Source organism: Streptomyces tritici, assembly GCF_048500665.1.
Classification (GTDB): domain Bacteria; phylum Actinomycetota; class Actinomycetes; order Streptomycetales; family Streptomycetaceae; genus Streptomyces; species Streptomyces tritici.
The window spans coordinates 2,475,111-2,501,219 of record NZ_CP183183.1; the positions used below are offsets into that span (position 1 = coordinate 2,475,111).

At 70.9% G+C, this 26,109-nt stretch carries 18 protein-coding genes; 10 read left to right on the forward strand and 8 right to left on the reverse strand.

Translation table 11 applies throughout. The annotated features are described in order from the left end of the window. Positions 1-95 precede the first annotated feature (95 nt). A complete protein-coding gene (locus tag ACNJ93_RS11415) occupies positions 96-1,346 on the reverse strand; it encodes an ROK family transcriptional regulator (RefSeq protein WP_418957274.1) in 1,251 nt (416 codons plus the stop codon). Between ACNJ93_RS11415 and ACNJ93_RS11420 the strand changes: the two genes are divergently transcribed. Continuing rightward, a complete protein-coding gene (locus tag ACNJ93_RS11420; protein ID WP_418957275.1) occupies positions 1,345-2,469 on the forward strand; it encodes a Gfo/Idh/MocA family oxidoreductase in 1,125 nt (374 codons plus the stop codon). The two genes, ACNJ93_RS11415 and ACNJ93_RS11420, sit on opposite strands and share 2 nt — an antisense overlap. 39 nt (positions 2,470-2,508) lie before the next feature. On the opposite strand, the gene ACNJ93_RS11425 is transcribed toward ACNJ93_RS11420, so the two are convergent. From ACNJ93_RS11425 to ACNJ93_RS11440, 4 genes are all read right to left on the reverse strand, one after another. Further along, positions 2,509-3,366 carry a fumarylacetoacetate hydrolase family protein gene (locus tag ACNJ93_RS11425; RefSeq protein ID WP_418957276.1) on the reverse strand — a complete coding sequence of 286 codons (858 nt, stop codon included), beginning with the start codon at positions 3,364-3,366 and terminating at the stop codon, positions 2,509-2,511. A 116-nt stretch (positions 3,367-3,482) separates the two neighbouring features. After that, a complete protein-coding gene (locus ACNJ93_RS11430; RefSeq protein ID WP_418957277.1) occupies positions 3,483-4,169 on the reverse strand; it encodes a YidC/Oxa1 family membrane protein insertase in 687 nt (228 codons plus the stop codon). 89 nt (positions 4,170-4,258) lie between these two features. Beyond that, positions 4,259-4,573, reverse strand: a complete 315-nt coding sequence (locus ACNJ93_RS11435; RefSeq protein WP_418957278.1) for a DUF6412 domain-containing protein — start codon at positions 4,571-4,573, stop codon at positions 4,259-4,261. Between the two features lie 18 nt (positions 4,574-4,591). Continuing rightward, a complete protein-coding gene (locus ACNJ93_RS11440; RefSeq protein WP_418957279.1) occupies positions 4,592-5,386 on the reverse strand; it encodes a class E sortase in 795 nt (264 codons plus the stop codon). Positions 5,387-5,470: 84 nt separating this feature from the next. On the opposite strand from ACNJ93_RS11440, the gene ACNJ93_RS11445 reads away from it, so the two are divergent. The 4 genes from ACNJ93_RS11445 (at position 5,471) to ACNJ93_RS11460 (ending at position 9,407) form a co-directional block, all read left to right on the forward strand. Further along, the gene (locus tag ACNJ93_RS11445) at positions 5,471-6,478 is read left to right on the forward strand and encodes an SEC-C metal-binding domain-containing protein (protein ID WP_418957280.1); all 1,008 of its coding nucleotides are present in this window, start codon (positions 5,471-5,473) and stop codon (positions 6,476-6,478) included. Positions 6,479-6,649: 171 nt separating this feature from the next. After that, positions 6,650-7,051: a very short patch repair endonuclease gene (locus ACNJ93_RS11450; RefSeq protein ID WP_418961373.1), complete on the forward strand. Its 402-nt coding sequence runs from the start codon at positions 6,650-6,652 to the stop codon at positions 7,049-7,051. Further along, on the forward strand, positions 7,048-8,043 hold the full coding sequence (locus ACNJ93_RS11455) for a DNA cytosine methyltransferase (RefSeq protein WP_418957281.1): 996 nt from the start codon (positions 7,048-7,050) through the stop codon (positions 8,041-8,043). The genes ACNJ93_RS11450 and ACNJ93_RS11455 overlap by 4 nt, the downstream gene beginning before the upstream one ends. An 11-nt stretch (positions 8,044-8,054) precedes the next feature. Continuing rightward, entirely contained in the window at positions 8,055-9,407 is a 1,353-nt protein-coding gene (locus tag ACNJ93_RS11460) for a DNA cytosine methyltransferase (RefSeq protein WP_418957282.1), read from the forward strand. A 29-nt stretch (positions 9,408-9,436) separates the two neighbouring features. On the opposite strand, the gene ACNJ93_RS11465 is transcribed toward ACNJ93_RS11460, so the two are convergent. Genes ACNJ93_RS11465 through ACNJ93_RS11475 form a run of 3 tightly spaced genes read right to left on the reverse strand, consistent with a single transcriptional unit; the run spans position 9,437 to position 13,459 of the window. After that, entirely contained in the window at positions 9,437-10,315 is an 879-nt protein-coding gene (locus tag ACNJ93_RS11465) for a DUF6339 family protein (RefSeq protein ID WP_418957283.1), read from the reverse strand. Beyond that, complete coding sequence (locus ACNJ93_RS11470; protein WP_418957284.1) at positions 10,312-11,307, reverse strand: hypothetical protein; 996 nt, start codon at positions 11,305-11,307, stop codon at positions 10,312-10,314. The genes ACNJ93_RS11465 and ACNJ93_RS11470 overlap by 4 nt, the downstream gene beginning before the upstream one ends. Before the next feature lie 4 nt (positions 11,308-11,311). Then, positions 11,312-13,459, reverse strand: a complete 2,148-nt coding sequence (locus ACNJ93_RS11475; RefSeq protein WP_418957285.1) for a helix-turn-helix transcriptional regulator — start codon at positions 13,457-13,459, stop codon at positions 11,312-11,314. A gap of 495 nt (positions 13,460-13,954) precedes the next feature. Between ACNJ93_RS11475 and ACNJ93_RS11480 the strand changes: the two genes are divergently transcribed. The 5 genes from ACNJ93_RS11480 to drmB all read left to right on the forward strand — a co-directional run bounded on the left by ACNJ93_RS11480 (position 13,955) and on the right by drmB (position 26,099). Next, entirely contained in the window at positions 13,955-14,161 is a 207-nt protein-coding gene (locus tag ACNJ93_RS11480; RefSeq protein ID WP_418957286.1) for a hypothetical protein, read from the forward strand. A gap of 172 nt (positions 14,162-14,333) precedes the next feature. Continuing rightward, a complete protein-coding gene (locus ACNJ93_RS11485) occupies positions 14,334-19,097 on the forward strand; it encodes a sacsin N-terminal ATP-binding-like domain-containing protein (protein WP_418957287.1) in 4,764 nt (1,587 codons plus the stop codon). Further along, entirely contained in the window at positions 19,094-20,998 is a 1,905-nt protein-coding gene (locus ACNJ93_RS11490) for a UvrD-helicase domain-containing protein (protein WP_418957288.1), read from the forward strand. The genes ACNJ93_RS11485 and ACNJ93_RS11490 overlap by 4 nt, the downstream gene beginning before the upstream one ends. Then, positions 20,995-24,240: a helicase-related protein gene (locus tag ACNJ93_RS11495; RefSeq protein WP_418957289.1), complete on the forward strand. Its 3,246-nt coding sequence runs from the start codon at positions 20,995-20,997 to the stop codon at positions 24,238-24,240. Before ACNJ93_RS11490 ends, ACNJ93_RS11495 begins: the two co-directional genes overlap by 4 nt. Continuing rightward, positions 24,237-26,099, forward strand: coding sequence for a DrmB family protein (gene drmB / locus ACNJ93_RS11500; RefSeq protein ID WP_418957290.1), 1,863 nt, complete (start codon positions 24,237-24,239; stop codon positions 26,097-26,099). The genes ACNJ93_RS11495 and drmB overlap by 4 nt, the downstream gene beginning before the upstream one ends. Positions 26,100-26,109: the final 10 nt, after the last annotated feature.

Here is a 26,109-nt window from a genome sequence, read left to right on the forward strand (position 1 = left end):
GCGACGCGGCCCCGCCCCCCGTACGCACCGCCGAATCCGCCCGATCAGCCCACGACCACACCAGCCCACCACCACACGAGAGCATCAGCCGATCATCAGCTCGCGCTCAACGGGCTCCCGCCTCCGCCCTTCCCGAACACCGGCGCCAGCACCAACTGCGCCGCCCCCTCCGCCACCGCGTACGCGCCCCCGGCCACCCCGACGGAGACGGGCGCCGACCCCGGCGCGCCCACCCCCTGACGCCGCGCCAGCGCCCCCAGCACCTCGCCCACACCCCGTACGAACGCCTCCGGCTCCCCCTCCACCACCCGGCCGCCGAGCACCACCCGGTCGACGTCCAGCAGCGCGACGAGGTTCGCCGCCCCCACGCCGAGCACCCGCGCCGCCTCCGCCACGTCCCCGCGCGCGACCGCGCCGAGGCACAGCGCCTCCAGGCAGCCGCGCCCGCCGCACCCGCAGGGCGGCCCGTCGAGCTGGACGGTCTGGTGCCCGAACTCCCCCGCCCCGGTCCGCGCCCCCCGGTACAGCGCGCCGCCGAGGACGAGGGCGGCACCCAGCCCCGTACCGAGGTGCAGGTACGCGAACGACTCGGGCGCCCCGGACCGGACCGCGAGGCCCAGCGCGGCGGCGTTGGTGTCCTTGTCGAGGACGACGGCCCCGCCGAGCCGCCGCGCCAGCTCGTCCCGCAAGGGGAAACCGTCCCACTGCGGATGCCCGGTCACCCGGTGCGGCACCCCGGCCGCATGGTCGAGCGGCCCGGGCATGGCGACCCCGACACCGAGAACCCCGGCACCGCCACGAACTTCGCGACCGCCACCAGCCCCGGCACCGCCGCCAACCCCCGCACCTCCACCACCCCCCACATCCGAGTCCCCCACCACCCCCGGCACCGCCCCCTCGATCGCCCCCAGGACGACCTCCGCCGGCGCCCCCAGGTCCAGCGCGGCCCGCCGTGCCTCGACCACCGTCCCCGCGAGGTCGACCCGCACCGCGGTCAGCTCGTCGCGGTCGAGGTGGACCCCGACCGCGTGACCGGCCCCCGGCACCAGCCGCAGCGCGGTCGCCGGCTTGCCGCCCGTCGAGGCGCGCCGCCCGGCGTCCGCGGCCAGCCCCTCCGTACGGAGCCGTGCCGTGATCTTGCTGACGGCCTGCGGAGTGAGCCCGGTGCGCTCCGCGAGCTCGGCCCGGCTCAGCCCGGCCGTCCCGGCGGTCCGCAGCAGATCGAGGACGAGGGCCGCGTTGTGGCTGCGCAGGGCGGGCTGGTTCACGCCGGAGGGGGTGCTCTTCACCCGCCCATTGTCCCCGTCGCTTGCACTTAGGCAACAGCGTTGCTTAAGTACGCCCATGACGACTGCCCCGCCTCCGTCCGCCCCGCACACCCCCAGCGCCCCCCGAAACCCGCGCTCCCCCCTCCGCGTCGGTCTCGTCGGCTACGGCCTCGCCGGCTCCGTCTTCCACGCCCCGCTGATCGCCGCCACCGACGGACTCGCCCTCGACACCGTCACCACCGGCAACCCGGAACGGCAGGCGCAGGCCCGCGCCGAGTTCCCCGGCGTCCGCGTCGCCGCCTCGCCGGACGAGCTGTGGGACCGGGCGGACGAACTCGACCTGGTCGTCGTCGCGTCCCCCAACAAGACCCACGTCCCGCTCGCCCGCGCCGCCCTCCGGGCCGGGCTCCCCGTCGTCGTCGACAAGCCGGTCGCCGGCACCGCCGCCGAGGCGCTCGAACTCGCCGCGCTCGCGGAGGAGCGGGGCCTGCTGCTCTCGGTCTTCCAGAACCGCCGCTGGGACAACGACTTCCTCACCCTGCGCGCGCTCGTCGAGGACGGCGCGCTCGGCACCGTCCAGCGCTTCGAGTCCCGGTTCGAGCGCTGGCGCCCGCGCCTGAAGGGCGGCTGGCGCGAGTCGGGCGCGCCGGAGGAGATCGGCGGACTGCTGTACGACCTCGGCAGCCACGTCGTGGACCAGGCGCTGGTCCTGTTCGGCCCGGCGGTCCGGGTGTACGCGGAGTCGGATGTCCGCCGCCCCGGCGCGGAGGCGGACGACGACACGTTCCTCGCGGTCACGCACGCGAACGGCGTCCGCTCGCACCTGTACGTGAGCGCCACCACCGCCCAGCTGGGCCCGCGCTTCCGGGTGCTCGGCGAGCGCGCCGGGTACGTGAAGTACGGCCTCGACCCGCAGGAGACCGCGCTCCGCGAGGGCCTGCGCCCGGGCGGCGGCGCCTGGGGCGTCGAGCCGGCGGAGCTGTGGGGCCGGCTGGGCGCGGGAGAGTCCCCGCTGACGGGCGGCGGCGAGCCGGTGGAGTCCCTGCCGGGCGACTACCCGGCATACTACGCGGCGATCGCGGCGGCCCTCCGCGGCGAGGGCCCCAACCCGGTCACCGCGACGGAGGCGGCGGCCGCCCTCGCCGTCCTGGAGGCCGCCCGCCGCTCGGCCCGCGAGGGCGTGACGGTGGACCTGGCGTAAGGCCCGCCCCGCCCCCGTACCGCACCCCGTACGGCCGGCCTACGCGCTCTTCAACTCCTGCCGCTGCCGCCCGAGCCCCTCGACCTCCAGCTCCACGACGTCGCCGGGCCGCAGGTAGGGCTTCGGCTCCGGCTGGCCCATGGCGACGCCGGCCGGGGTGCCGGTGTTGATGACGTCGCCGGGGTACAGGGTCATGAAGTGGCTGAGGTACCGCACGACCTCCGCGACCTTGAAGATCTGGTCCGCGGTGGAGCCGTTCTGCCGCAGCTCGCCGTTGACCCACAGTTTGAGGGAGAGGGCCTGCGGGTCGGCCACCTCGTCGGCCGTGACGAGCCAGGGGCCGAGCGGGTTGAAGGTCTCGCAGTTCTTGCCCTTGTCCCAGGTGCCGCCGCGCTCGATCTGGAACTCGCGCTCGGAGACGTCGTGCGCGACGGCGTACCCGGCCACGTGCGCGAGCGCCTCCTCGTCGGTCTCCAGGTAGCGCGCGGTGCGGCCGATGACGACCGCGAGCTCGACCTCCCAGTCGGTCTTCACCGAGCCGCGCGGCACGAGAACGGTGTCGTCGGGGCCGACGACGGTGTCCGGGGCTTTGAGGAAGACGACCGGTTCGGCGGGGGTCGCGGCGCCGGTCTCGGCGGCGTGGTCGTGGTAGTTCAGGCCGATGCAGACGACCTTGCCGATGCGGCCGACCGGCGGTCCGATGCGCAGCCCGGTCGCGTCGAGCGCGGGCAGGACGCCCGCGCCGGCGGCGGCGCGGATGCGGTCGAGCGCGGACGCGTCGGCGAGCAGCCCTCCGTCGATGTCGCTCACCAGGGCGGACAGGTCCCTCAGCGTCCCGTCCTGGTCGAGCAGCGCGGGCCTCTCGGCGCCCGCCGGTCCGACGCGCAGCAGCTTCATGGTCTTCTCCCTGTGGTCGAGGTGGGCCCCGGCCGATGGAGTGCGGCCATCGGAGGATTGGCCGATCCTCCAAGAATTGCCGGGGCCCTGCAAGCCCCGGCTCACACCGTGGACCATTACCGAGCGGTAGCCGCTGCGGGGCTCGGGTACAGCACCGTCCGCTCGACCGCCGTCCACAACGTGCTGGTCACGACGTAGAGCGCGGCCGCCAGAGGCACGACGGCGACGGTGAGCAGCGTCCCGTACGAGAGCAGCGGCAGCGCGCCGGCGAGCGCCGGCGGCAGCCCGGGCGCGGCGACGCTGTCGCGCCGGCCGCGCAGGTACGTGTACGTGGCGACGGCGGCGACCACCGCGAACAGTCCGGCGTACACCAGCCCGGCCGCCCCGAAGGGCCCGCCGTCGCCGAGGGCGCCGGCCCACGTGCCGCCGAGGGGCGCGGCGAGCAGACTGTGCCCGTCCATCAGATCGCCGGAGAAGAGCTGGAACAGCAGGAAGAACGCGGGCAGCTGCAGCAGGCTGGGCAGACAGCCGGCGAGCGGCGAGACCTTCTCCCGGGAGTGCAGCGCGAGCACTTCCTTCTGCAGCCGCTCCGGGTTCTTCCCGTGCTTCTCCCGCAGCGCGGCCAGCTCGGGCGCGAGCCGCACCCGCGCCCGCTGCCCGCGGGCGGCGGCCCGGGACAGCGGCAGCAGGGCGAGCCGTACGAGGGCGGTGAACAGGACGATGGCCGCGGCGGTGGCGGAGGAGGCGAACAGCGGCTGGAGCAGCTCGGCGAGCTGCTCGACGAGCGAGGCGAAAACGGACATGGGAGTCCTCCGGAGAGTCGTGCCGGGATGAGGAGACGCGGCGGACGACGAACGGCGGAAGGACCCGGACGAACCCGCACGGAACGGGCTCAGTACGAGCGTCGGGCCCCCGCGGCCGTCGTCGTGACACGACGGCCGGGCGCTCGGGGGCGTCGGCGCCCGGAGGCGTCGGGATCCCGTTGGGGGAGGAAGGCGGTGCGTTGCTCACGGTCGCGGAGGGCGGTGCGCACCCGTGTGGGCGGCACGGCCGGGGCGAGCCGGGCGGCGGCGAGGGCGCTCACGGCGGCGGCGACGACGACGGCCACGGCGGAGAGCGCGGAGCCGTCGACGAGCAGGGCCTGAGCGACGGCGAGCACGAAGAGCAGCAGGAAGACGGGCCGCGGCGACAGACCGCTCACGAGCACACCCCCTCCCGAATCCCCTTACCCACTCCGGGACTTGAGCTTAGCCCACACGATCAGCCGATGGGCGGAGCTGAACTCGGGTGTGCAGGTGGTGAGGGTGAGGTACGCGCCGGGCCGGTCGTAGCCGGCGGAGGGGTGGACGAGGCTGCGCGGGACGGGCGCGATGACGCCGGTGTCGCGGGGCGAGGTGCGGGCGAGCGTCCGGTCGACGACGTACACGTACGCGCGCTCCCGCGTCCGTACGACGATCTCGTCGCCGCGGCGGAGCCGGTTGATGTACCGGAAGGGCTCGCCGTGGGTGTTGCGGTGCCCGGCGAGCGCGAAGTTCCCGGTCCGGCCGGGCCGGCCGGTGCGCGGGTAGTGCCCGACGTACCCCTTGTCGAGCACCCCGCGCTTGGAGACACCACGGGCGATGGGGACGGAGAGGGAGAGGGCGGGGATGCGCAGCACGGCGTAGGCGGCGGAGAGCCGAGGAGGCGAAGTCGGGACGCCACGCGGCGCCGCGGAAGCGGAAGGCGAGGCGAGAGCACCCCCCGAGGCCCCGGTACCGTCCTCGGCCGCCCCGTTCCCTGGGGAGGAGGACACATCGCCACCCCCCGCGGACGGCCCCCACTCCTCCTCGAGCACCCGCACCTGGCGCTCGGCGCCGAGGCGGGCCTGGTGGTTGGTCCACCAGAGCTGGTGGACCACGAGGAGCAGGACGACGAGCCCGAGGGTGACCGTGAGCTCGGCGGCGACCCACAGGACGTGGGCGGCCCGCGTGCGCGGTGCGCGCTGCACGACGACCCGTACCCGTTTCCGATGCGGCTGCACGGGCGCACGATAGGGGCCGCCCCGTGAAGGCACCAGAGCGCACGCGCCCCGCCTCGACTGGCGCACAGCAGTACGGTGTTCACCATGCGCCCCGACACGCCTGCCGAGCACACGACCGAAGCCGAGCGTCTGCTGCGGACCGCGGCGACGTACCCCGAGGACCGCGAGCCGCTGCTGCTGAGGGCAGCGGCCCATCTGGAGCTGGCGGGCGACCGTGCCCGCGCGACGGACCTGTACGACACCCTGCTGGGAGGCGACCCGGAGAACCCTTCGCTGATCAGAGCCATGAAGGCCGCGAACCTGTGGGAGTACGGCCACGAGGCGGAGGCCAGGGCGATCATCGAGGGGGTTCGGGCGTCGTCCCCGCAGGACGCGGCCGCCTGGGAGATCATCGCGGAGACGCTGGAGGCCCACGACGAGCTGGAGGCGTCGGAGTCGACGTTCACGGCAGCGGCGGAGCTGCTGGCGGCGGAGCAGGGGGACGACCTCCCCTACCCCACGCAGTCGCTCCTGATCTCCCGCCACAGGGTGCGGAGGATGCTGGCACTCCCCCACGACGCGTACGACCGCCGCGCGGACGCCCTGCACACGGCGGACGTCCCGCTGGACGAGCTGCACGACCCGAAGCGCCTGTGGTCCCTGGGCTCGGACGACCCGGCGGAACTCCAGGCGGAGATCACGAGGCTCCGCAGCGAGCTGGGCTCGTACCGCACGGCACTCTCCCGCCCCTTCCCGGTGGCGGTCCTGCACTGGCCGGAGGAGGAACTGGACGAACTGGTCGCGTCGTACCCGGAGCTGGAGTCGGAGTACCCCACGTACCAGGCCCACCTCACGGACATCGAGGCGTCCCTGCGCGAACTGTCCGCCGCCGGCACCCCGAACCTGGGCATCGTCCCGGCCACGGTCCCCTCCTACGAAGCCTTCGCCGCCTCGGAGTCCTCCACCCCCGCCAACCCCTCCCTCCTCCCCCAATACGCCACCACCCTCGCCGCAAGAGGCCGAGCCACCCCCTGGCCCCCCTCCCGCACCGCCCCGTGCTGGTGCGGCTCACCCCACACCTACGGCGAGTGCCACGGCGCTGACGAGAGCTGAGGCCGCCGAGACGGCATGGCTGCCGGGCTCAGGCCCGTGGTGGAATGGGCCCAGCAGTCGCAGCATCACGACCCGCTCGCGCAGACGGGCTCGTGACGACCGAGCCACGATCGTGAGGCACAGTCGCCCTTGAGCACCATGAAGCCGTTGTCGCCGGCCGTCTCGGCACGCATGAGCAGGCAGGCCAGCAAGGACACTGCGGCCGAGCTCGCCGTTCGCCGACTGCTCCACGCCGCCGGACTGCGTTACCGCGTCGAGTACCCGGTGCCAGGGATGGCACGACGCCGCATCGACATCGCCTTCACCGGGGTCAAACTGGCCGTTCTGATCGACGGCTGCTTCTGGCACGGTTGCCCCGAACACGCCACGCAACCGAAGTCGAACGCGGAGTGGTGGCGCCAGAAGCTGGACCGCAACATGGCGCGCGACATCGAGACGACTGAACACCTCTCGGCGGCGGGATGGGAAGTGCTGCGCTTCTGGGAGCACGAGGCGCCAGGCGACGTGGCGCTGCGCGTCGCGACGGCGGTGGAGCGACGTAAGGCGGAGCAGGGGCGGGGGAGGAGTCGTTGAGCGGGCTGACCTTTGTCGACGTCTGCTCCGGGGCGGGTGGTCTCGCCCTGGGGCTGGAACGGGCCGGCTTCGAGCCTAGACTGCTGCTGGACGACGACGAGCTCGCCGTCACGACTCTGCGAACCAATCGACCGCACTGGAACGTGCTGCACACGGACCTGCTGGACTTCGACCCGGCCGAGCACCCCGTGAGCCACGACGTGGATCTCCTCGCGGCGGGCTTGCCAAGGGTGAAGTCGAACGCAACCGTGGCACGGCCCGATTCGCGTGTGGAGGAGCGGTTGTTGGAGGCCACCGTCTACCTGGTCCACGCGATCAGACCTCGGGCGGTACTCATCGAGAACGTTCCCGATCTCGCCCGCGCCGACGCGTACCAGCGCTTCAGGGACTTCGCTCGCGCAGAACTGGCGCATCTGGGCTACGAGTTCAGCTGGTTCGTCCTGAACGCGGTGGACTTCGGCGTACCGCAGAACCGGAAGCAGGGCGTCCTGGTGGCTGTCGAGCGGCATCGGGCCAAGGAGTTCCGGCCGCCGGCTGCCACGGTGCAGGTTCCGACGACGGTGGGCGCCGCTCTGGGGCCGTCCATGGCATCGCGCGGGTGGCAGGACGCCGCACGCTGGGCCGCCCAGGCCGATCGACCGGCCCCCACCTTGGTCGGGGGCTCGAAGAACCGAGGCGGACCGGACCTCGGGCCGACGGGGGCGAAGCGCACGTGGGCGACCATGGGCGTCAACGCCCACACGGTGGGCGACGAGGTTCCCGGACCGGACTTCATATGGGATCCCGAGCTCGGTCGGGACAACATGGTGAAAATCACGGCCGCCCAGGCGGCGCTGTTGCAGGGCTTCCCCGCAACATGGGAGGTCGCCGGTCGCAAGACCGCTCGGTACCGCCAGATCGGGCATGCGACACCGCCGCCCGTCGGGGAGGCACTGGGGCGAGCGATCGCCGAAGCGCTGGACGGGGACCCGGCGGTTCCCGCCGCCGGCTAGAATTCCGCCACATGACCAGCGCGGCGCCACACCAGTCCATCCTCGACAATCCCTTTGTCCTGGATCTCTTCGCAGGGCCCGGGGGCCTGGATGTCGCCGGACACGCACTCGGCGTGCCCAGTCTCGGCATCGAGTGGGACAAGAGCGCCTGTCTGACGCGCTACGCGGCCGGACTGGACACGCTCCACGCCGATGTGAGCGCGGTGCGCAGGGAGTCCTTCGAATCGTTGCCGCCCGAGATCAACGTGCTCGCGGGCGGCCCCCCGTGCCAGACCTACTCCGTGGCCGGCAAGGGCGCCGGGCGCAAGGCCCTGGAAGAGGTCAAGAAGTACATCGAACGACTGATGGCGGGCGACTCCGACGACGAGATCGACACCGATCTGAAGAACCTCAGCGACCCCCGCACCGCGCTGGTCCTCGAGCCTCTTCGGTACGCCATCCGGGCTACCAGGAGCCCGAGCCGGGACTACCGCCCGTACGACGTCATCGTGCTGGAGCAGGTCCCCGCGGTGGAGGCCCTCTGGCACCACTACGCCCGGGTCCTCGAGACGACCGGGCTCCCCGACGGCACCAAGTACAAGGTCGTCGTCGACGTCCTCGACACCGAGACTTATGGAGTGCCGCAGACGCGGTCCCGAGCCGTGCTGATCGCCCGTCGCGAGGGACTGGGTGAACCGTCGCTGCCCGCGGCGACGCACCGCGCCTACGAGGCGAAGGACTGGAACCGCAGGAACGAGCGGGCCTCGTCCGACACCCATCAGCCGACTCTCTACGACGAGAGCACCCCGACGCCCGAGGAGGGCGAGGGGAACGGCGGCCCGCTGAAGGACTGGACGTCCATGGGCGAGGCCCTCGGCAAGCCCGTGGGCACGCACCTCGGGCGCAGGACCCCGTTCCTCGTCCGCTCGAACTACGGCAGCTCCGGAAATCCGGGGCGCCGCGGGGTACGGACCGACCGGCAGCCCGCCGCCACCGTCACCGGCCGCATCTCCCGCTTCGTCGTCTTCGAGCAGGTCGGGGAGATCGAGGACATCGTCCGCGAGGGCCCGCGCTTCAGCATGAACGAGGCGGGGATGCTGCAGACCTTTCCGCCGGACTATCCGTGGTCGGGTACGGCACAGGCCCAGCAAGTGGGCAATGCCGTGCCGCCCCTCTTCGGCGCGCATCTCCTGAGCGCCGCGCTCGGTCTTCCCGTTCCGGCCCCGGAAGCGCTGAGGAAACCGTGGACGCCCGCCACGGAGGAGGTGCGGGCCAAGCTGCGGAGCCACGGGTGCGGGGCTGCGGACGACTGCACCGCCCGCTGCCCCTGCCCGGAGCAGCAGACGCCGCCCAGCCCGGCCGTGTCCCCCGCGCAGGGCGAGTAATCACCGGCGCGGTAGGTCAGGGGCCACGATCAGTCGGCGCTCTTCCTGTCCCTGACCGGAGCCGTCTCGAACAGTTCTGCGAAGTAGTTGGTGAGCGCGTCGATGGACCTCTCCGGGGCCGGCTCCTCGTCGGGTCCCGTCGGGAGTTCGTGCCGCCCGACCGGCAACGCCGAACCCGCCTCCGCGATCCAGTCCCGCAGACGCGTCGGGTCTCGGGGCTCGTCCGGCGCGAGGACGTCGTAGACCAGGGTCGCTCCTGCCGCGTTGATCGCCGTGCTGAGGCCGTTGACCTCCCGCCCGGTGGTGACCTGTCCGCGTTCCAGGAGGCGGACGAGGGCCTGGGCGGTGGGGCGGTGGTCGATCAGTTCCAGCCGGAGGACGGTGTGGATGAGGTCCTGGTTGCCGCACGCGAGTTCGACCGGCTCGTAGTCCGGTCCGTTGCGAAAGAGCTCGGCCGCCCACCACAGACGGGAGAAGCACTGGCGGTCCGCGGGACCGCGGAAGCGCTCCGCCGCAATGCGCCTCTCCGGCTTCTTCGCCGTCGGCTCCGACAGGTGGCGCCAGGCCACATAGTCAGGGGCCACCGCAAGGGCGAGGTGGTTCCACAGGCGCTTGTCCGCCGCCTCGCGCCGCGTCAGGCGCAGCGTGGCATGGAGTCGCGGTGCGAGCCAGCCGTCGGCCCGGGTCCGGTCGTCGCCGAACTCGAACATGGCGTCCTCCACCAAGCTCCGGATCGGCTCGACGGACCATCTGGCGTCGTCCTCGGGAAGCGGCTCGACGACCTTGGCGAGGTCGATGCCGCCGTGGACCTGTTCCCCCTTCAGCAAGTCCTCGGTCAGGAAAGGATCGACGGCGGAGGCGGGAAGCAGCCCCAGCCGCTCCGGCACGTGGTTGGGCTGGGTGATCACGTCTCGCTCTCCCGGTTCGTCCGTTCCAGACTGCGGATGGCGTAGGCCAGGGCCTTGGCGGCATCGGCACGTCGGACCGCTGCGTAGTGGATGCGGGTCTGGAGTTCCACCCAGCCCGAGTCGCCGGTGCGCCGGCGGTGGACCTGGCGCAGCGCCTCTTCGACATGCACGCCCGGCACGACGTCCGGGAGCATCTCGCGAAGTACCTCGCCCTGCCAGTCGGTCGGAAACACGGGCCCTCCGCCCGGCTCCACCTCGAGATCGCCGATGGCGCCGTGGAACACCGCGGTCCAGACGTCCGTGGCCATCTGGGCGACGAGGAGGTCGCGCACCTTGCTGTCCACTCCGGAGCCAGTGCTGTCCAGCAGCCCGACGATCCCCTCGACGTCCGTGTTCACGAACACGGTGGGGACTCGGGCGGAGGTGTCCACGATCCAAGGGGCGTCGGCGTAGGCCCTCAGCCACTCCCTCGCGCTCTTGCCGAACGAGGCTTTCTGGACCTCCAGTCGAAGTCCGCCGACCGGTTCGTCGGAGACGATGTCGACGACCCAGCTGCGATCGGTCTCGGCGATCGAGCGTCCTTGCACCCCGTCCACCGTCCCCACGGCGTACGCGGCGAGGGTGGCCCGCCCCAGGTGGTCGTCGCGGAGCACCTCGAGGGAGCCCGACCAGTCGCGACCGCCCTCTGCATCGCGCGTGAGGTCCGTCGACGTGCGGACGTTGGTCTCGCCGTCCGTCAGCACGGCGAGGACCCGCAGGTCGGACCAGGCCGCATCAGGGCCGTCGGCCCCGGGGGGCAGGGTCGCGGAGAGGCCGAGGGTGGCACTCACCCAGTCGTCGTGGCCGGCGATGCCGAGCGCGACGGCCTGCTGCTGCGTCGAGTACGCGCTGGTCTCCAGCTGGTCGCGGGTGCCGTCGGGGAGCCTGAGCACGACCGACGTCACCCTGAGCGCGATCGGACGGTTGAGCCGCTTGTAGGGGTAGATCTTCACCTTGTCACTCCCCCTTGCCGGCGCGGAGTTCGAGGACGAGGCGGCTGAGCGCGGTCCTCACAGGGTGACTGGTGACGTCGGTGGCTCCTCGGAATCTCGCGCGACGCGCGCCGGGTGCGAAGCGCAGAGTCCCGTCCTCCACCTCGCAGCCCTCGACGGCCTCGAGCTCCGCCCACTCCAGTCTCGGTCGGCCTCCGGAACGAACGTCCAACTGGGCGACAGGGACCATCGGGACGATCTCGTCGCCGCGCGGAATGCTCACGTCCGCGGCGATCAACCACTCTCCCTGGTCGCCGATGGTCGCCTCGAGCCCGTCCAGCGTCGGGACCACGGGCCCGGAGGGCGCCTTTGCCTTGGGGCGGGTCTTGACGGTCAACGCCTTGCGCAGCACCTCGCCGCCTTCGCCTCCGCTGCGCCTCGGGCGTGCGACGAGCTCCCTGACCGCGTTGTTGACCTCGGTGGTCAGCTTGTTGATCCGCCGATACGCGGAGGGCGACCAGCGGAGGGTCAACTCCTCCGTCTGGCCCCAGCGGTCGTGCTCGGGGGGCTCCGCAGCGCGAAGGAACTCCTCGGCCTCCTGGGCGAAGGGCGCCGAGGTGCCGGCGGCCTCGCCCGCCAGGAGAACCGCCTGGAACGGATTGGTCCCCACCGGCAGCTTCGGGACTCCCGTCCTCTTGACGGTCATGCGGTTGCCGCGCAGGGAATGCACCTGGTTCTTCGGGGTGTCCGAGTCGCCGGAGGCCTCGGTGACCAGGAGCACCGCCTGGTGCGTACCAAGCGTCCCGGGAGCACCTCCGGACAGGGGCAGCTTCAAGGGAATGCTCCGTGCCGCCACTTGGCCCGCTTCGGTCAGTCGATCCACCGTGGTTCCCTCGAAGTGGGCCCGCAGGGCTCGGGTCCGCGAAGGCTGCTGGACCGACGGGTCCACCTGCGTCTCCGGCACGACCACTTCTCCGTGGTTGCGCAGGGCACGGACGGAGACCTCCAGGAGTGGCAACCTGCCACCGCCGCCGGTCATGGCGGCCCAGAAGTCACGCCCCAGAGCCTCGACGAGACGACCGTGCATCCTGCGGATGTCCCGCGTGTCCTGCTCTCCCTCCTCGTCCGCCGCCTCGTCGTCGGTCTCCGATGCGGTCTCCTCGAGGCTGGCCACATCGTGCGCACCGACGATGAGGAAGGACGTACCGGGTTCGTCGCTCTCACGGGTCAGGTGCAGACGCGCCACGGTCTCCTCGTCCGCCCACCAGGAACGGGCGACCTCGGCCCCCGGCGAATCCGGATCGGGCCGTCCGAACCAGGCGGGGCCTGCGTACGGTTGGCCGTCGACCTCACGCCATGGCAGTTCCAGGCGGCCGATCACCCGCCGCTCCGTACGCCCTTCATGGGGCACGGACAGGGTGGAGTTGATGAGCACGAGCCCGAGCGCACTGGTCGCCCACAGCGTCGCCTTGCCCAGGCCGTACGAACCGCCCGCCGCGTGCCCCGACTTGAGGCTCTCCAGTTGACGTCTGACCACGGCGGCGAACTTGCCGTCCCCGTAGTCGTCGCCGGTGAGGCCGGAGGCGTTGTAGTCGTCGACCCGCAGCAGGACCAGGCGGCCCGACTCGTACATGTCGCGCACACCGGCGTCCACGACCCGTCCGACCTTCTGGGTGCCGGCCAGCTCCGAGACGGCGGAGTAGTGCGGGAAGAGTTCGTTCCAGAGGATCGCCTCACGGAAGGCGTCCAACGCCTCACCGGTGAGTTCGTGCAGGGTGTAACGGACACGGACCGGTCGGCCGTTCTCCGTCAGCCGCTCGTCGAGGCTGTTCTGGCACGTCTCGCGGGCAAGAACCTGCACGTCGGCGTCGAATGCGAAGGCCGCGGCATTGCCCAGGTCACGTCCACCGTCCCGGTAGCCGGGGCGGTGGTACCAGGTGACCGGGAGGCCGGCCTGGGTGTCGGTGGTTCGGGTGTGCACCGTGCCGAGATCCGTGCCGAGGGACGCGGCGATGTCCGCCATGACGGTCGGGCGGGGAGTGGACCTTCCGGTGATCCACGCGGAGACGGCGGCCCGGGTCAACCCCAACTCCTCGGCCAGTTCGGCCTGCGTCTTCCCTGCGAGCTTGAGCTGACGGGCCAACCACGGCCCGAACTCCTCACCTGTCTCCACGCGCCACCTGCTCTTCCCTCGGGTCGTGGAACGAGGCTAATTTGACGCCTGTCGGCTCGTCAACCAAAAGTTAACGGGGCGACACCGACCCTCCCTCGAACGCAACTGTCTGACTTGCCCGAATAGCCCAACTTCATCCCGATTCTCCAGCCGTCCTGCGCACCGAACGCTCAACTCCTGCACTGGGAACGGGAGTTCGGGTTGCACGCCCTCCTGAACACCGCTACCTTCGGCGACGACGGAAATTCCGTCTCGCTCGAGAAACCCGATTACCGGGAGTCGGGCGACCGGGGGACAAGTGTGCCCGAATTCAGCCCGACAAAGACCGGTGAACAGTTTCTCCGAAAGCACTGGCGGCCCGACATCGACGCCCGCTAGCGTGATCGGCGGGAAATTGTTCAGCAGGACGACATTTCCTTTCCACGGGGGGCGTGGGCCCGTTCATACACCCCTCTGCGACCACCACGACACGACGCAACAGGGGTGAGCCTCTCCATGGGCGACAACGACTTCTGCGCCTCCTTGCTCTCGCTTCGGGAGTTAGGCTCCGTCGAGGCGAGCATTCGCTCGGCAAAGAGCAGGGCCGAGGTGTCGAGAATTCTCGACGGCCACGAACTGACCACGGACGAGTTCGCCGACACGTTCCCGGACCTGGCGAAGACGGTTCAGGAACTTCCCGACGACACCTTCCCCGCACCCTGAGTCGGAACCGCACGTCGCGCTCCTTGGGTGCTTCCTCGGAGCACAACCTTGGACGCCGCGCCTTCCGAACCTCTTTCGGGGGCGCTTCGACGCGAGCCGGCTTCGCACGGTCGACGCCGGCCCGCCGCTCACACTTTCGCCCGCACCTTGACATCCCAGGAGTGCAGAAGCAGTGCCGTCCTCGTCCTCAACGGTCGTCGAGACCGTACTCGAGCAGTCCGCCCGTGTCCTGCAGACCTATTCCGTGGATCCCGGCCTCGTGGCCGAGCACGCCAACGGCGAGCGCCGCATCACCCAGGGCGGATACGGCGACCGCCAGCTTTTCGAGCTGGTACAGAACGCGGCGGACGAAATCGCCGGCGAGCCCGGTGGTCGCGTCCATGTCGTCCTCACCGAAACTCATCTGTACTGCGCCAACGAGGGAAACCCGGTGACCCCCGAAGGTGCGGAGACAATTCTTCGCATGAGCATGTCGAAGAAGCGCGGAGGCCAGATCGGGCGATTCGGAGTCGGGGTGAAGTCGGTCCTCGTGGTGACCGACACCCCGGAGTTCTTCAGCAGAAGCGGAAGCTTCGGCTTTAACCGCGCCTGGTCCTACGAGCAGATCAAGGCCGTGCCCGGTGTGACGGCACGCTACGGCCAGGAGTTCGACGCCCCCGTCCTCCGCATGGCGCGGCCGCTCGACATGGACGCCGAACGCGCCGCCGATCCCGTGCTGCACGAACTTCTGTCCTGGGCGACCACTGTCGTCCGCCTGCCCCTCCTCCCGAAGGCCGACGACCGGCTGGGCCGGGACATGCACGGCGGACGCGGCAAGGACCACGGCGAGCCCCGCGAGGAATTCCCGGCCGGCTTCCAGCTCTTCTCGCCGCATGTCGCCAAGGTCGTGCTGGAGGACCGTCGCCCTCGGCCCATGGCACGTCGGACGCTGACCGCCCATCGGTCCGGCGACGTGCGGACCGTCGTCGAGGAGCGCACCGGCAAGGCCGTCTTCACCGAGCGGTGGCGCGTGTTCACCGTCAGGCACGAGCCGTGTGCGGCGGCCCGGGCGGACGCCGGAGAACTGCACGACCGGCTGTCGATCGACCTCTCCTGGGGCGTGCCCGTCCTGGAGAGGGATCCGGAGAGCGGCCTTCACATCAGTCCGCGCGCGCGTGGTCGCGGCAGGTTCTGGTCCTTCTTCCCGACCAAGTACGAGATGTCGCTGAGCGGCGTCCTCAACGGCGCCTGGAAGACCAATGAGGATCGTCAGAACCTGCTGGACTCCTCGCCGTTCAACCAAGAGATGATCAAGGTGTCGGCACAGCTCGTCGTCGACTCCCTCCCGGCCCTCGCGCCCGCCGAGGACCCTGCCGCCTACCTTCCGCTGCTGCCCGGCCGCGTGAAGGAATCGATCAGCTGGGCCGACGAGTTCCTCACCCGCGAGATCTGGGCCCGCACGGCGGACCGCCCGTCGCTGCCCGACCAGGACGGGGTCCTGCGCATCCCGACGGAACTGCGCATCCACCCGCGGCTGGACAAGGATCCGAAGAAACTCTCCGCCTGGCTGCGGATGTGGCACGAGTGCCCGGGGCGCCCCTCCGACTGGCTGCACCCGAGCGTCGAGGCGGACCCCCTCCGCTCCGGCAAGGTGGAGCACATCCTCACCGCCGCCCGGCATGGACGCAACGAGGTCCGCGAGTGGCTGGAGGCACTGGTCGCGAACGAGACCCCGCAGGCTTCGGCCGTGGCAGTCCGCATTCTCGCGGACATGATCGAGCACGGGTCGCCGTACGCCGGGGACGCCCGCCAGGCGCGCATCGTGCTGACCGAGGAACACGGCCTCGTCGCTCCCCAGCACGGCAGAGTCTTCCGCCGCAGCACCCAGGACGGGCTGCGTGAATCGACGGTGTACGTCGTCGACGAGCTGGCCCAGGACCCGTCTCTGGCGCACGCGCTCAACGTCCTGGGCATCAGGGAGGCCGATGTCGAGGGCCGGTTCATCAGTGTCCTCGACCAGGGTTTCGACCACTACCGGGAGTCGGACTGGGAGCGGTTCTGGGAGCTGTTCCGTCAGGCCGGGGTCCGTCGACTGGCCCACAAGGTCCTGGAGCGGGTGCCCGCGCCGCGCGCGACACTCCGTGTGCGGACCGCCGACAAGAGGTTCCGACCGGTCGAGGACTGCATGCTGCCCGGGCCCGTGGTGAACGCCGAGCGCGACCCGGGCATCGCCGTCGACATGAACTTCCACTCGGACGAGCTGCCCTTCCTCTCGCAGATCGGTCTGCGGGAGCGGCCGACCGGCGGAGTGCAGCCCCAGGCGGAGGAGGCGTGGTTCGAGGAGTACCGCGCAGCCGTGCACGCCGCCCATCTCCGCACCCTGGACAGCCGCGCCCCCCGCCCTTCGCTGGGGCGCATGAAGGTCGAGGGGGCCGCGATCGGTGGCCCGCTCCACCTCTTCCGTGCCCTGTCGGAGGAGTCCCGCGCCGCTTTCCTCAAGGCACTGCCGGACGAGGCCGTGGTGGACAACTGGACCCGCCAGTTCGGCGCACAGACCGGCACGCGGCAGGCGGTGGCGTCGCCGATCCGATGGATGCTGAGGAAGTACGGCACGGTCGCCACCTCTCAGGGGCTCAAGCCGCTGACTGAGGCTGTCGGCCCCCAACTCGCGGCCTACCGTGACGTCCTGCCCGTCGCCGACATCTCCGCCGACAAGGCGCGCAAGCTCCGGCTCCCGAGCACCGTCGAGGAGGTTCCCGCCGACCGCTGGGAGGCACTCCTCGAGGAGGTCTCCCGCAGCGAGGACGACGCGTTCGTCGGCGCCACCTATGTGATGCTGACCCGGTTCGGGGCCGACTTCCCCGAGGACTCGCTGACCCGTTGCCGGATAGGCGACACATGGGGTGCCCGCCCCGACGGCGATATCACGCTCGCCGTCGGCACCGCCGAGTACCGGGCCCTCCGCGCCGAGCAGCTCCCGGCGCTGCTCGTGCCGACCCCCGCGGACGCCGAGCTGATGGTCGAGAAGTGGGGCATGCTCCGCTACTCCGACGTGATCAGCGGAGAGACCCGCGAGGTGCCGGAGGGGGATCCGGTGCCCCTGGTCGAGTTGTTCCCCGCCCTGCGTCAGCGTCTGAACAGCGCGAACCGGAACAGCATGGTGCAGCGGTGCACCGAGCTCGAGGAGGTCACCCGCACTCCCAACGGCACGCACGCCTCTCCTCTGGACGCCGTGCGGCAGGACGGCACCGTCAAGATCCGTGTGCCCTTGGAGCCCGAGCAGATGCTGCGTCTGATCGACCGCGAACTCGGACTCGGACTCGGTGCGGCCGGCTGCCGAGCCGTGCTGGAGCACCAGGACCGGATGGCCCGGGACAACGAGTTGAGGGCCGCGCAGAAGGCGGTGCGCGAGGCCGAGGACGTCGTGGCCAAGATCGAGCTGCTCGTGGGAGCGGACGCGCTCCGAGCCGGTCTCCCCGAGGGCCTGATGGAGGCCGAGCTGCAGGCGACCGACGGCGTGGAGCCGTCCGGACGCCGTATCGCGCAGATGGCGTTCAACGCGCACGGCGACGGCGTGCTCCAGCAGCACGCCCGGGACATCCAGGGGCGCTTCCCGCATGCTCCGGTCGCGTACGGGGGCTCGTCGGCCGCCATCGCGTTCGTCTCCGACCTGAAGCTGCCCGTCGCCTTCGCCGGCTCACGGACTCCGTCGCCGCCTCCCTTCGAGACGGTCGAAGGCCCGCGCGACTTCCCGAGCCTCCACGACTACCAGGAGGACCTTGTCCGGAACATCTCCACGATGCTCGACCGGCTGGCCCCGCAGCGCGGCATGCTGTCCCTGCCCACCGGTGCCGGCAAGACACGGGTCACCGCCGAGGCCGTGATCCGCTGGGTCAAACGGGTCGGCGACCTCAAGGGGCCGCTGCTCTGGATCGCGCAGACGGAGGAGCTGTGCGAACAGACCGTTCAGAGCTGGAAGTTCGTCTGGAGCAAGGTCGGTGCCGAGCGCCCGCTGACCATCAGCCGACTGTGGAGCAGCAACGAGGTGGGGAACGTCGTCGACCACCCTCACCTTGTGGTCGCCACCGACGCCAAGCTGGAGCGGTGCCTGGGCACCGAGCAGTACACCTGGCTGCGGGAGGCCGCGTTGGTGATCGTGGACGAGGCGCACACCGCCATCTCCAAGCGGTACACCGAGATCCTCGGCGGGCTGGGGCTCACCCAGTACGAGACCCGACGGCATCTGCTCGGCCTGACCGCCACCCCGTTCCGCAACACCAACGAGGACGAGACCCGTCGCCTGATCAACCGCTTCGGCAACAGGCGCCTCGACGAGGGGGTCTTCCCCTCGGGCGACCCGTACCGCGACCTCCAGGACTGGGGCATGCTCGCCCAGGTCGAGCACCGTACCCTCGAGGGAGGTCGGATCGAGCTCAGCCAGGACGAAAGGACCCATGCCGAGCGCATGGCGATGCTGTCCCGTGCCGCCGAACAGCGCCTCGCCGACGACCACGCGCGCAGCCTGCGCATCGTGAGCTCCGTGGCCGAGCTGCCGGACGACTGGCCGACACTGCTCTTCGCCACCTCGGTCGACCATGCCAAGTATCTGGCGGCCATGCTCAACGACCGGGGCGTCCCGTCCGCGGCCGTGGACTCCACGACGAGCACGCAGGACCGTCGCTCGCGGATCGAAGGATTCCGGAGCGGACGCATCCGAGTTCTCACCAACTACGGTGTGCTGACTCAGGGGTTCGACGCGCCCGCGACCCGCGTCGTGGTCGTGGCGCGGCCGGTCTACAGCACGAACGTCTACCAGCAGATGATCGGGCGCGGCCTGCGTGGTCCGAGGAACGGTGGCAAGGACACCTGCCTGATCCTGAACGTGAGCGACAACATCGCCAACTTCGACACCCAGCTCGCCTTCACCCAGTTCGAGCACCTCTGGAGCCGCAAGTGACCGACGTCTACCTCGACAGCCCTCCGCTGACGGCGGAGCAGCGGGCGGTCGTCGAGCAACCCTGGGACGCGCGTGTCCTGGTCACCGCCGGCGCCGGAGCCGGCAAGACGCACACCTTGGTACGTCGGCTCGACGCGCTCTGCGGTCACGAGGACCCGGACGAGGCCCTGGAGGCCGCCGAGATCCTGGTGCTCACCTTCTCGCGAGCCGCTGCCAGGGAGTTGCGTGAACGCATCGCCCGACACGGTGACCGTGCCCGCCGGGTACGCGCCCAGACCTTCGACTCCTGGGCGTACGGGGTGCTTCTCCAGGCATACCCGGATCGGGAGTGGGCCGGGGCCTCCTTCGACGACCGGATCCGCGCCGCCGTCGGGGCCATCGAGAAGGGCGCGTTGGAGACCGGCGACTCGGTCCCGCCCTCCCACGTGGTGATCGACGAGGTGCAGGACCTGTTGGGCGACCGGCGGGAACTGGTGGAGGCCCTGCTCGACCGGTACCAGGACAGCTGCGGCTTCACCGTGGTCGGTGACGCCGCTCAGTCCGTCTACGGCTTCCAGGTGAAGGACGTGGCCGAGCGGAACGACGAGACGGGCCGGTTCTTCGAGTGGCTGCGTTGCTCGTACCCCGACGACCTGGTCGAGCTGCGTCTCACGGAGAACTTCCGGGCCGTCACCGCGGAGGCGCGGATAGCGCTGCCGTACGGTCCTCGTCTGCAGGCCGTCGCGGACGCGGACGAAGCGGCCACGCTCTACGAGGAGCTGCGCGACCTGCTGCTCGACCCGGCGAACTCCCTGGGCGAACTCACTACGGGTTACGCCGTCGAGGGCCTGCAGAACATCGACGACACCTGCGCGATCCTCACGCGTGACAACCGACAGGCCTTGGTGATCTCGGCGTTGCTCCACCAGCACGGCATCATGCACCGGCTGCGCCGCCCCCTCGAGGAGCGCCCCGTACCGTACTGGGTGGCGGAGTTGCTGCGTCGCACGGAGGCGACCGGCTTGACCGAGGACCGCTTCCGTTCGCTGCTGTCGGACGTTCCCCTCCCCTACGAGCCGAACGCCACAGCTCTGTGGCAGGTGCTGCGTCGGGCCAGCCGCTCGGCCGCGCGTGGCGTCCTCGATCTGGAACGGCTGCGACGCCTCGTCGCCGACGGCAGGTTCCCCGACGAGGCGGCCGACCCCGAGACCGCTCGGATCGTCGTCTCCACGGTTCATCGAGCCAAGGGGCTGGAGTTCGACCGGGTGATCCTACCGGCCCCTCCGACCCTCGCGGAGCTGCACAAACTGCACAAGGACGAACTGGACCTTCCTGCCGAGGCGCGGGCGCTGTACGTGGCCATGACGCGCGCCCGGCATGAGCTCTACCACCTGGACCCTCCCGCGCTTCCGATGTTCCGCAGGACGGCCGGCGGGAGGAACGGGCGTCGCTACATCGGTGGTTGGCGGTCGTACGACAGGTACGGAGTCGTCGCCGAGGCGACCGACGTCTGCCGGGACAATCCACCCGGCCACGAGTCCGACGCCGTGACGATCCAGGCCTACCTCCTGGAGCAGGTGGCCCCCGGCCACGAAGTGGTACTGCGCAGGCGCCACGATCTGCCGACGGGTGAGGCGCAGAGTCCGCCGTACGCCCTGCTGCACGACGGGCGCGAGATCGGCGAGGCGTCGGAGCGGTTCCGCGGGGAGCTGTTCCAGGTGCAGAAGGTGAATCGGGCGTGGGACCCGTGGTGGCCGGACGAGATCCGCGGCATGCGGATCGACACCCTGGAGACGGTGACGGGAAGCATCGCCGCCGGTGTCAACGCCGGCCTGGGCGACCGAGGGGTGTGGATCGTGCCCCGGATCACCGGGATCGGCATGTTTCGGCGGGCTGACAACGACGAGGAGCAGGGCGCATGACGCAAGGAACAGGGCGACACTCCGAGCACTATCGGGTGCGGGACGAGGAACTTCTCACGGGCCTCCGTCGTGAACTCCTCGGTCCCGGCGAGGACGCCGCGCCGCAGGACCGGGCCGAGATCCTCGATCAGGACGCACCGATCGACCGGTATCTCACCGGCGTGCTGTACCCCCGCGCCTCGAAGGAGCGGAGGGTCGAGAACGCCGCCGAACAGGACGGTCCGGACACTGCTCCCGTGCCCGCCCGTGGGGACGTCGAGGAGTCCGGGAACACCCAGGACGTCGGAGTCTCGGGGGACAGGCGGCCCTCGTCCATGGGGCTGACCTTCGCGGTCGACCCGACCATATGCGACACGATCGTGGTCTCGGCAAGTGCAGCAACCTACGAGCCGACCGACGCCGACGGCAGTCCGATCCCGGCCCGCCGCGCCGAGGCACGTACCACCGCCGAACAGCGGGAGCGGTGGCGGCGCAGGGAGCTCCAGCTCGCCGAGCAGACCGTCGTCGTGAATGCTCCCGCAGCGCCCCGGTCGATCGAACTCGTCGAGGGCAAGATCGCGTTGCACGTCATCGTCCGTCCTTTCGACCGGCGCAGCGGGACGGTCACGGTGACGGTCACCCTGATCAACACCCAGAAGGTCGGCGAAGGTGACCTCCAGGACGCCTTCGCCCTCTTCCAGTGCGGTCTGACGGTGCGGGCCGCCGATGGCTCCAGCGCGTTCGTCGAGCGCCCGGCACCGGACGAGGCGCACGACCCGGAGATCGCCACCAGCCGGATGCTGCACCGCCACGCCCCGACCTTCGCCGTCGGGCACGGCTGCGCCGCCACGTGGGACTGGAACGCGCCTCCGATCGGCATGACGGACACTCGCCGAGCCGCCGTCCCCGAGGTGCGCAGCGAGTTCGTCCCCAGCGTGGAGGTGCTGCTGACCGACTCCAACCCGGAGATCGACAGCTCGTCCCTGTCGATGCTGGGCCTGGCCGAGAGGTCCGACATCGAGACCCTGGCGGCTCTGGAGACGCTGGCCACGGGTTACGAGGACTGGATCGTCAGGAAGTCGGCCGAGGCGGACGCCCTGGCGGGCGGCCCCCACGAGAAGCCCGCACGGGAACAGGTGGAGGCCTGTCGAGAGGCGCTCGCCCGCATCCGCGAGGGCATCGACCTGCTGCGGACCAAGCCCGATCTGATGAGGGCGTTCCGGCTCGCCAATCGGGCCATGGCCGACCAGCGCGCCCGCAGCGCCTGGGTGAAGAACGGATGTGTCGGCACCCCCGACCCGTCCGTCGGCCGCTGGCGCCCCTTCCAGATCGCCTTCGTGCTGCTCTGCATGGCCGGCATCGACGACCCCGAGCACGACGACCGCAGAATCTCCGATCTCCTGTGGTTCCCCACCGGCGGCGGGAAGACGGAGGCGTACCTGGGCCTGATCGCGCTGACGTCCTTCCTGCGCCGCATCCGCAAGGGCGAGCACGGCGGCGGCGTCACGGTCCTCATGCGCTACACACTCCGGTTGCTCACCCTGCAGCAGTTCGAGCGCGCGGCGATCCTGCTCTGTGCGATGGAGCAGCTGCGCCGCCGCACGCCCGAGCTGGGCCGCGAAGAGTTCTCCGTCGGCATGTGGGTGGGACGCTCGGCCACTCCCAACACGCTGGCGGAAGCCGGTGCCAAGCTCGACGAACTGCGCGCGAACCTCGACAAGCGGCTCGCCACCGAGAACCCCGTCCAGCTGCACGCCTGCCCTTGGTGCGGGACCCGCCTCGACGCCCGGGACTACGAGGCCGACGAAGATGCCAAGCGCATGTACGTCCGCTGCCCCGGGACGGACTGCGACTTCGCCGACGGTCTCCCCGTCCACCTGATCGACGAGGCCGTGTACGACGCGCGCCCGACGCTCGTGATCGCCACCGTCGACAAGTTCGCCTCGATGCCGTGGCGCCCGGCGACCTCCGCACTCTTCAACCGCGACGACGCGAACGACGGCACCCCTCCCCCGGAGCTCATCGTCCAGGACGAACTCCACCTGATCTCCGGCCCCTTGGGCACGCTCACCGGCCTCTACGAAACCGCCGTGGACGCGCTGGCCGACCGACCCAAGGTGATCGCCTCGACGGCGACCATCCGTCGAGCCGCGGCCCAGGGCCTCCGCCTCTTCGCCCGAGAGGTGCGGCAGTTCCCGCCCGCCGGCCTGGACTCACGCGACTCGTGGTTCGCCGTGGAGACCCCGCGCGAGGACAAGGCCAGCCGCCGCTACGTCGGCCTTCTGGCGCCCGGCACCAGCCAGTCGACGCTGCTCATCCGTACGTACGCCACCCTGCTGCACCGGGCCATGCACGCGGACACCCGGGACGAGGTGCGCGACGCGTACTGGAGCCTCGTCGGCTACTTCAACAGTCTGCGACTGCTCTCCGCGGCCGAGCTCCAGGTCCACGACGACGTCGTCGCCTACCTGGAGCTGCTCGCCGAGCGAGAGGGCGTGGACGTGCGCACGGTCGCCAACTACTCGGAGCTGACGAGCCGGATCGACGCCAGCGAGATCCCCACGCGGCTCAAGGGCATCGAGAAGAGGCTGCCCGACGAGGACACCGTGGACGTGCTGCTCGCCACGAACATGATCGCGGTGGGTGTGGACGTGGATCGACTCGGTCTGATGGCCGTGATGGGCCAGCCGCAGACGACCGCCGAGTACATCCAGGCGACGAGCCGGGTCGGGCGCGCCCACCCCGGCCTGGTCGCGGTCATGCTCAACTCCGCGCGCGCCCGGGACCGTTCCCATTACGAGAGCTTCCAGCACTTCCACTCGGCCCTCTACCGCGAGGTCGAGTCCACCTCCGTGACGCCGTTCTCCGCGCGTGCCCGTGAACGGGGGCTGCACGCCGTGATCGTCGCTCTCGCCCGCATCCTGATCCCGGCCGCCCGCCCCAACGAGGGCGCCGGCAGGGTCGAGTCCTACGAGGACGTCCTCCGGGGTCCCCTCAGGTCGCTGCTGCTCGATCGTGTCCGCGCGATCGCTCCGGAGGACGTCGACGCCGTGGACGTGGACTTCCACGAGTTCGTCGAGTGGTGGTGCGACGAGGCCGCCAAGGGCGTCGGCCTGCTCTTCGAACCGAAGCGCGGCAACCGCACCCCTTCGCTCCTGAAGGCGTACGACGACGAGTCCGAGGACGGCGAGGCCTGGTCCACGCTGTGGAGTCTGCGCGACGTCGACGCCGAATCCGCCCTGTTCATGGAGGGAACCCGATGACCCCGCCCCCCGCCCGCCGCCGCCGGACCGGAGCGAACGGCACGACGCCCGCCCACAACCTGCCGCGACGCGGTGCGGTCCGCCGCGCCCAGGCGATCACCACGTACGGGGTCGGCTCGCTCGTCGCGGTCGACCACGAGTCCTTCATCGTGTCGGGTCTGGACGACGCCGACCGGAGCTGGAACGAGGACGAGTCCCCGCGCATCCACGAGCGACGCCTGGCTCGGCTGCTCGGCGTGGACTATTTCCGGCTGCCCCCGGCGTCCGACGACACGAGCAAGGACGGCCTCCGGGTCCGTCGCTTCCCCCTGATGCACTCGTGCCCCGAGTGCAACGAGCTCCAGCTCCATCGCGACTTCTCCCCACCGCCCGGCCGGAGCGTCTGCGGCACGTGCGAGGTGGACCTCGTCCCCTCCCGCTTCGTCGTCGCCTGCGAGGCCGGCCACCTCGGTGAGTTCCCCTACTGGCAGTGGGTGCACCGCTCGCACGACCGGGGCCCCGCGGGCGCGGTCAGATGCGGCGGAAGGCTCCGGATGCGCACGTCCGGGCGCACGTCCTCGCTCCGCTCGATCGTCATCTCCTGCACCTGCGGTCGGGCACCGGAGGTCTCCATGGAGGGCTCCTTCCGCAGGAACGCGCTGAAGGACCTGGGACTCACCTGCCGAGGCACCCGCCCGTGGCTCGGGACCTCCGCACCGGCCGACAGCTGCGGGCTCCCCCTGCGCACGCTGCAGCGTGGTTCCTCGGCAGTGTGGCAGCCCGTGCTGAAGTCGGCGCTGTCCATCCCGCCGTGGAGCAACGGCCGTGCCGATCCGCTCGCCGAACACTGGGATGCACTGCGCCAGTTCGACGACCCCACGCACATCGAGATTTACCTCAAGGGAGCGTTCAAGGGTGCATGTCCGGTGCCGCTCGACGAGGTGATGGCCCTGCTCGACGCAGAACGCGAGGAGGACCCCGACGGTGACGCGCCGCCTTCCTTCGACCACCGCTACCGCGCCCTGCGCAACAAGGAGTACGAACGCCTGCGCTCGGGCAACGACGACAGCGCGCGCTCGCGTGACGAGCAGTTCGTGTGCGAGACGCCGCTCGGTGACCGAACCGTCCTGGATCCCCTCGGGGTCACCGGACCGATGCTGGTCAAGAAGCTTCGCGAGGTGCGCGCCCTGAAGGCGTTCACCCGGCTCGTCGACGCGGAGTCGACCACCGACGCGAAGGAGATGGCTCTCTCCGAGACTCCCCTGCGCTGGCTGCCGGCCATGGAGGTCCGCGGCGAGGGGGTCTTCCTCCGGCTGGACGAGGACCGATTGGGGGTCTGGGAGAAGGAGAGTGCGGTGACGGAGCGGGTCGAACGCATGCGAGCCGCCCATCAGCGGGTGCTCGATCAGCGGGCCGACGACCCCGGCAAGGCCGTGCCGTCCCCTGCGACCCCTCGTCTGGTCCTGCTGCACACCCTCGCCCACGTTCTTATCAACGAATGGAGCCTCGAGGCCGGCTATCCGGCCGCCGCCCTGCGTGAGCGGCTTTACGCCGACGACGAGATGGCGGGCCTGCTCGTCTACACCGCGACGAGCGACTCGGCGGGCAGCCTCGGAGGACTCGTCGCACAGGGCGAGCCGGAAAGCCTCGACCGGACGATCCGTTCCGCCGTGCGACGTGCCGAGTGGTGTTCCTCCGACCCGCTCTGCGTCGAGTGCGAGGTGTCGGCCTCGGGCGGAACCAATCTGGCCGCCTGTCACGCCTGCGTGATGCTGCCCGAGACGAGCTGCGAGTACAACAACATCCTGCTCGATCGCGCGTTGCTGATCGGCGCACCGGACGAGCCTCGTACCGGGTTCTTCCGACACGTGCTCGACTGAGGGCTAGGGT

Excerpts from the sequence above, each read along its gene's own strand:
- drmB (WP_418957290.1), top strand. The coding sequence starts at position 24,237 with ATGACCCCGCCCCCCGCCCGCCGCCGCCGGACCGGAGCGAACGGCACG.
- ACNJ93_RS11420 (WP_418957275.1), top strand. The coding sequence starts at position 1,345 with ATGACGACTGCCCCGCCTCCGTCCGCCCCGCACACCCCCAGCGCCCCC.
- ACNJ93_RS11480 (WP_418957286.1), top strand. The coding sequence starts at position 13,955 with ATGGGCGACAACGACTTCTGCGCCTCCTTGCTCTCGCTTCGGGAGTTA.
- ACNJ93_RS11460 (WP_418957282.1), top strand. The coding sequence starts at position 8,055 with ATGACCAGCGCGGCGCCACACCAGTCCATCCTCGACAATCCCTTTGTC.
- ACNJ93_RS11430 (WP_418957277.1), bottom strand. The coding sequence starts at position 4,169 with ATGTCCGTTTTCGCCTCGCTCGTCGAGCAGCTCGCCGAGCTGCTCCAG.
- ACNJ93_RS11425 (WP_418957276.1), bottom strand. The coding sequence starts at position 3,366 with ATGAAGCTGCTGCGCGTCGGACCGGCGGGCGCCGAGAGGCCCGCGCTG.
- ACNJ93_RS11415 (WP_418957274.1), bottom strand. The coding sequence starts at position 1,346 with ATGGGCGTACTTAAGCAACGCTGTTGCCTAAGTGCAAGCGACGGGGAC.
- ACNJ93_RS11495 (WP_418957289.1), top strand. The coding sequence starts at position 20,995 with ATGACGCAAGGAACAGGGCGACACTCCGAGCACTATCGGGTGCGGGAC.
- ACNJ93_RS11450 (WP_418961373.1), top strand. The coding sequence starts at position 6,650 with ATGAGCAGGCAGGCCAGCAAGGACACTGCGGCCGAGCTCGCCGTTCGC.
- ACNJ93_RS11445 (WP_418957280.1), top strand. The coding sequence starts at position 5,471 with ATGCGCCCCGACACGCCTGCCGAGCACACGACCGAAGCCGAGCGTCTG.